This window comes from Novosphingobium mangrovi (assembly GCF_022818885.1).
In the GTDB taxonomy this organism is placed as follows: domain Bacteria; phylum Pseudomonadota; class Alphaproteobacteria; order Sphingomonadales; family Sphingomonadaceae; genus Novosphingobium; species Novosphingobium mangrovi.
Genome location: NZ_JALHAT010000083.1, coordinates 1 through 5463, shown reverse-complemented (window position 1 = coordinate 5463; position 5463 = coordinate 1). Strand labels below are relative to the sequence as shown.

5 protein-coding genes are annotated in these 5463 nt (G+C 56.8%); all 5 read right to left on the bottom strand.

From position 1 onward, the window contains the following. Positions 1-121: 121 nt before the first annotated feature. Positions 122-739 carry a lysozyme gene (locus tag MTR65_RS20075; RefSeq protein ID WP_243803388.1) on the bottom strand — a complete coding sequence of 206 codons (618 nt, stop codon included), beginning with the start codon at positions 737-739 and terminating at the stop codon, positions 122-124. A 14-nt stretch (positions 740-753) separates the two neighbouring features. Next, positions 754-2106 (bottom strand): hypothetical protein, encoded by a 1353-nt coding sequence (locus MTR65_RS20070; RefSeq protein WP_243803386.1) that lies wholly within the window; start codon positions 2104-2106, stop codon positions 754-756. A 19-nt stretch (positions 2107-2125) separates the two neighbouring features. Beyond that, positions 2126-3841 (bottom strand): S8 family peptidase, encoded by a 1716-nt coding sequence (locus MTR65_RS20065; protein WP_243803383.1) that lies wholly within the window; start codon positions 3839-3841, stop codon positions 2126-2128. Continuing rightward, positions 3838-4887, bottom strand: coding sequence for a hypothetical protein (locus tag MTR65_RS20060; protein WP_243803381.1), 1050 nt, complete (start codon positions 4885-4887; stop codon positions 3838-3840). The genes MTR65_RS20065 and MTR65_RS20060 overlap by 4 nt, the downstream gene beginning before the upstream one ends. 246 nt (positions 4888-5133) lie before the next feature. Next, positions 5134-5319, bottom strand: coding sequence for a hypothetical protein (locus MTR65_RS20055; RefSeq protein WP_243803379.1), 186 nt, complete (start codon positions 5317-5319; stop codon positions 5134-5136). Positions 5320-5463: the final 144 nt, after the last annotated feature.

Sequence of the window (5463 nt, the reverse complement as noted above, 5' to 3'; positions counted from 1 at the left end):
ATCCAGAGCGTGAATCACAACCCCACCAAAATGGGAATCCTGAATTCCCACAGGCCCTAGTCGCTCGTGGAGGAAATCTAAGGGGTCAGGTCATCACCCTTCAACACAGTTGAGGTCTGTTTCAACTGCCTGTGGCATATAGCTTAGCCTCTGCCTCGCGGCGCCGTTTCAGTCCGCGCAGCATCTGCCCATCGTTGTAGACCCAGCGCAGGAATTCGCGCTCCGTCCCGCCGAAATCGCCGTCCTTGTGCTTGCGCGTCAGCGTTGCGCGATGGATCGCTCCTGTGTTGTAATGGAAGGATACAAGTGCATCGAACTGGTTCTGGGTGGTCGGCACGTCCCCCAACTCGCGGGCCACGGCATCGACATATTTGGAGATGTCTGTGGCGAAGCGTTCGTCGCATTGCTCCTGCGTCCAGACGGTGCCCTTGCTAATGTCACTTCCGGTGGAACCCCAACCGATGGTCCATGGCTCACCATTGCGGCTGCCCGGATCGGGGTAGGCCGTGAACTTGCCGTTGCCAATGGGCTTGTAACATCCCTCAAAACTCTTGATCAGTTCCAGCCCGGCATCGCCAATCGTACGATCGCCTTCAAAGTCCGGTGCTGGCCCTGCCTCGGCTGTTAGGGCGCTCTCTGCAAGGTCGATGGCATCGTCCAGCCTGTCAACATCGTCCTGCGTGAAACCGCGGCCCAGCATCTCGCGAACGGTATCAAAAATGGGCTTTCTGTTCAGCATGTCAGCGTCCTTTCTCAGCTGTTTCCCACAGCGCAGCACATGGAGCGGGCTACCAGCACGCCGCATTCCTTGTTGGTGACGTTATTGTGGGCATCCGATGCAGATGTTTTCCGCACAAAACTGTCGGCAAGCACGGTGTTGACCTTTCCGGCCAGCGGTTCCGGCTGCGCCGGATCGAGCGTGTTAAGGAGCGCGGAATCAAGCCCTTGAGGGCCGTTGGCACCAATCGCGCCAAAAACATCATCGGCATCGCCCAGAGCTAGTGTCGTGTCGCCGGAAAAACGTGAAGCAATCGGATAGGCGATGGTGCAGGCAAAGTCGTTGTGCGTGTGCGTGTAGATAATCGGGCCAGCTATGTGGCCGGCTACATTCTCAAATACACCCCGTCCCGACGTGATGCCGTAATGCGAATAGGCACCCTGCAACAACGTCAAACTTTGCACCGGGATAACACCCAACTGGCCCATCGCATTGGCAGAGGAAGTCACCAGCCTGGCCCCAAAGCTGTGCCCAACCAGGTGCACGCGCGGAATGTCGGAGCCAAATGTGGTCGCGATTTTTTCGGCCAGCGCAGCACCAACCACACCAGCACGCTTCTTCATGGTGTAATATGTCAGCTTGTTGAGCGCCCATACAACAGCATTGCGGGTGCCGCTGGCGACCGAGCGTATCCATTCCCCAATGTCGAGAACCTCGCCGTCATCCCCTGCTGGCAAGGTCGGCATCGCCGGGGCAGCATACGCATCCAGCAGGGCCTGGGCCTGGGGCTCACTGGTGGCATTCAGGATCTGCTTCGCATCGGCCTGAAGCTCCTCATCGGCCTCTTCCGAAACGTTCAGGACATTGGCAGCCACGGTGAAGAACGCTGCGGCGCTGTGCGCGTCATTGTGCTCCACCACCTTGAGGGCAGCCTCACGAAGCTGCTGCGCATCTGCCTTATCCAGCAGGTCGGAAAGCTCATCAAGTTTTGCGATAAACTGGTCCTCGGGGATATCCTCGCCCCCGTCTACGGGGCCGCCCACGTCCAGAAGGCCACCGGCATCCCGCGGCTCCGCCGCCAGCATGCGGGCGCCGTCATAATCGGCATCGAATTTCTTGGCAGGCCACAAGATCCCTCCAAGGACAATGCGTGAGGGATCGCGGCCCTTGGCCTCAAGTTCGGAAAGGACATTGCTCCACAAGGTCTGGTATAATGCCTGGGCAACGGGAAAGTCGTTCTGCCAGCCATGCGATATGATGACGACATCGGTTGCAGCGCTAGCTGCGATTTCATCCGCGAATGTCTGCATCGCCTGCCCGTCAACCATCTTCCCCGTCTTGTCGAACTGCAACCAGCAAAATCGTGAGGGTTCAAAACCAGTGGGCATTGCCTCTCCTTTACGCCGTTCAGAAGCGTTTCAACTGCAGGGCCCGCATCACATCGACCAGACCGGCACCCTGAAATTCGGGCTGGCGGCCAATGTCGGTGGTGCTTTTCTTGAAAATCCGCTTCACCACCTCTGGCTGGCCGACAAACTCCTGCCGGGTCGACAGAAAGGCGGCAATGCAGCCCGAAACATGCGGCGCAGCCATGCTGGTCCCCGAACGTTCGCAGAATGTCGCCACATCGCCATTGGCCACGTCGTGCGGCGAGGCCGACACGATGCGTTCTCCGGGAGCCACAAGATCGGGCTTCATCCTGCCATCGGCGGTGGGGCCTTTGCCGGAAAAATAGGAAACGCCGAAAGTGTGCGGCGAATCCCTGTGAACTGACCCGACGGTGATCGCGAGCTCGGCATTTCCGGGATCGCTGATCGTTCCCAGATGGGTCGCCCGTTCCTGCTTGCGGTCGTGCTTCTGGACCATGCCATATCCGCCATTGCCCGCCGCCACGACGACAACCACCCCCTCCTTCACCAGCCGGTTGACCTCCTTGCACAAGGGGCTGTGCCCGGCGGCGAACCATTCCGGATCGAACAGATAGCCAAGGCTGATGTTGAGGCCATGGATCTGCAGATGGTCGCCCGAATTGACCTTGCGAATATAGCCAATGGCGGCCACAAGATCGCCCGCGCGCACACCCTCTCTCGGCGACACAACTTTCAGGCTCATCAATTTGCATTCGGGCGCGAGCCCCGCAATCACGTCAACCGACACCGGCTCGGCATTGCCAAGGCCCCTTTTGCCCTGTTGCATCTTGCGGACCGCCAGGTCCTGCGCGGCAAAATCGGGGGAACCGCAGATGCCACCTGGGGGTACCCGGCACGTCTCCCCGGCAATGACCCCTGCTACATGCGTGCCATGGCCATTCTCGTCGACCAGCGGCGCATCGTCACCGGTCAAGTCTTGATGCTCCAGACTCGAGGGCAGGTCGAGGTTTCCGTGTTTGCGAAAGTGCGGATGGTTGCCGTCAATGCCCGAATCCGCAACCGCCCAAACTATGTTGCGCCCAGTGGCACTAAAGGTCACACGCGCAGCATCGCACTTCACCGTCCGGCCTGACTCGTAAAGCGACATGTCGCAGGCGTGATTGCCGGAAATGCGGTACACACAGTGGTCCTCATGCCAATGAAAATCGGCAAGGTTCTCGATGGTCGTTCGTGTGAGTGCCCCGATCAGGAACTTGTCTGTCATCAGGGACTTGCGAAGGTCGACCTCATCGGCCTTGTCAAAAGGCTGCGCTTCGACATTTTCCAACTCGAGCAGGTAGATCGCAAGCTCCCCCGCAGTCCGGCTGGCAATGCCTAGGCCTTGCAGGTATTCGATGTGCTCCGCCAGCTCGGTCGCTCCCGGATTGTCAATGCGAGCGGTTTCCGCCCGCAACTTCAAATAGAAGGCGAGAAGGTAGTTCCTCGCAGCCTCTGAGCCTGCACGAAGTCTGGCATTCGCCTCGACAATCACCTGGATCAGGTCTTGGCTGCCGTGAACAAGCGTATGGATCTGCTTTTGCATCGGCAGTGCGGCGTTCGCCGCAAAAGCATAACGGTCAGCGTCGTCTCGACTCCGCGCTTGTATCGCATCGGCAGCTGCCAGCACATCAAGGCTAATACGCGACTTGGCGACTAGGCCGTTCAGATCATCGGAATTGGCTTCTCCGTCTGCGCCGTCGTCAATTGCGCTCATGGCCGCAGCACATCCGAACGGATGTTCGCAATGATGGCATCAAGCTCGGATTCCAGTGCCGAAGCAATGTCCGGATCGTCGGTGTCGGCAATCCGCCTCTGCACATCCTCGGCGCGTTCGCGATACTTCATGTCAGACAGGAGGCTGACCCCGGCGACAATCGTGTCGATCGTGACATCGCTTCCTGATTTCATGTCCATGAAACGATGGAGTATTTCAGCGCTCGCCACCGTCGGCTTAAACGCTTCAAGCGCTTCGCGCTTCTTTCCATCGAGGCTAAGTATGACATAGGGCTCGTCGCCGTCATAGGCCTTGTCCGTGCTTCGATCGATCAGGCCGCGTTGAGGATCGTAGGTGTAATCTTCCATTCGCAGCGAGTCATCTGCCAGCAGCCGGAAATCCGCCTTGGCGATCTCGCTTCCCGGAATGTCGAAGTCGATCGACAGGTCAAAAGAAAATTCAGCCCTGTCATCGAAGATGGAATTGCCTAACCCAGACGCTATCTTGATCAGGCCGGAGGCCGCCATCAAATAGCCGCTGTGCGGCAAGAGCAAAGGGATTTGACCAAGCTTGTCGAATGCTCCCGAAACCGTATCGAGAAACTCGCCGGGAAAGTCGTCGACAGCAAATTGAATACTGACGATCTGGGAATCGGTAAGGATCGCCGGCGAATAGCACACCAGTGCCGACCCGTTTTCGTACGCTGAAGGTCCGGCCTTGCGGTCACGCCTGCCTGCCTTGCGCATGATGAAGTTGAGCGCCCGTGACGACGCGCTGAAGATGTCATAGTTTTTGACGCTGGAAAGAACGGCAACGTCTTTTGACCCACCCAAGATGCCTTTTTTAGGATAGCGTCCTGTGTACACCTCGCGGATCATTACGGTCAGCGGCTTACCTTTGCCGATTGGTGTAAAGCCCTTAATGTCACCGTCAGTCGATAGAGGATTGCCAGGATCGTCCAACGGATCGCACGAGAAATCAACTTTCCCGGAGCGAATTTCTGCTTCACTAATTATCGAATCGCCAAAAATACGATAGGATGCCACAAACCCCTCCTAATCAATAGGATAGATAGACCAAGTTGTGCTTTTTTCGGTTATATGATACAGAATCATTAGTATTATTAAAAGCTCGATTAATTATTAAGCATACACCCTAAACCGCTTCGGAAATAACTTTTATTTGTAGTATATTATGACTTTTATTTTCCGAAACGTTCTGAACAAACCAAAGAGCACCTGAAGAAACAGAGCTCAGTCCCAAGAAATTTCGATAGACTGCGGGGAGAGACTTTAGCCGCTCATATCGGCACAAACATGAAGCTGGAGACCCGCAATATCCTTCGCATTTCGTGTGCTGATGTGTTTCATCGTCGGCGAGGAGATAACGGTGATGCACCCCTCGAGCCTGTTTTCGCCCATCAGGAGGGGCGCTATGGCCTTGTTCATGCGCACCATCAGCGCGACCAGGCCCGTCATGCGCAGGCCTGCGACCAGTAGGAAGTGTGAATCACAAAGCTACCGACAAGGGCCCCCAACGATTCAGTTCGTGTGGAAACCGCTCTAGGGCCTGTGGGGATTCAGGATTCCCATTTTGGTGGGGTTGTGATTCACGCTCTGGAT

Excerpts from the sequence above, each read along its gene's own strand:
- MTR65_RS20055 (WP_243803379.1), bottom strand. The coding sequence starts at position 5,319 with ATGACGGGCCTGGTCGCGCTGATGGTGCGCATGAACAAGGCCATAGCG.
- MTR65_RS20065 (WP_243803383.1), bottom strand. The coding sequence starts at position 3,841 with ATGAGCGCAATTGACGACGGCGCAGACGGAGAAGCCAATTCCGATGAT.
- MTR65_RS20075 (WP_243803388.1), bottom strand. The coding sequence starts at position 739 with ATGCTGAACAGAAAGCCCATTTTTGATACCGTTCGCGAGATGCTGGGC.
- MTR65_RS20070 (WP_243803386.1), bottom strand. The coding sequence starts at position 2,106 with ATGCCCACTGGTTTTGAACCCTCACGATTTTGCTGGTTGCAGTTCGAC.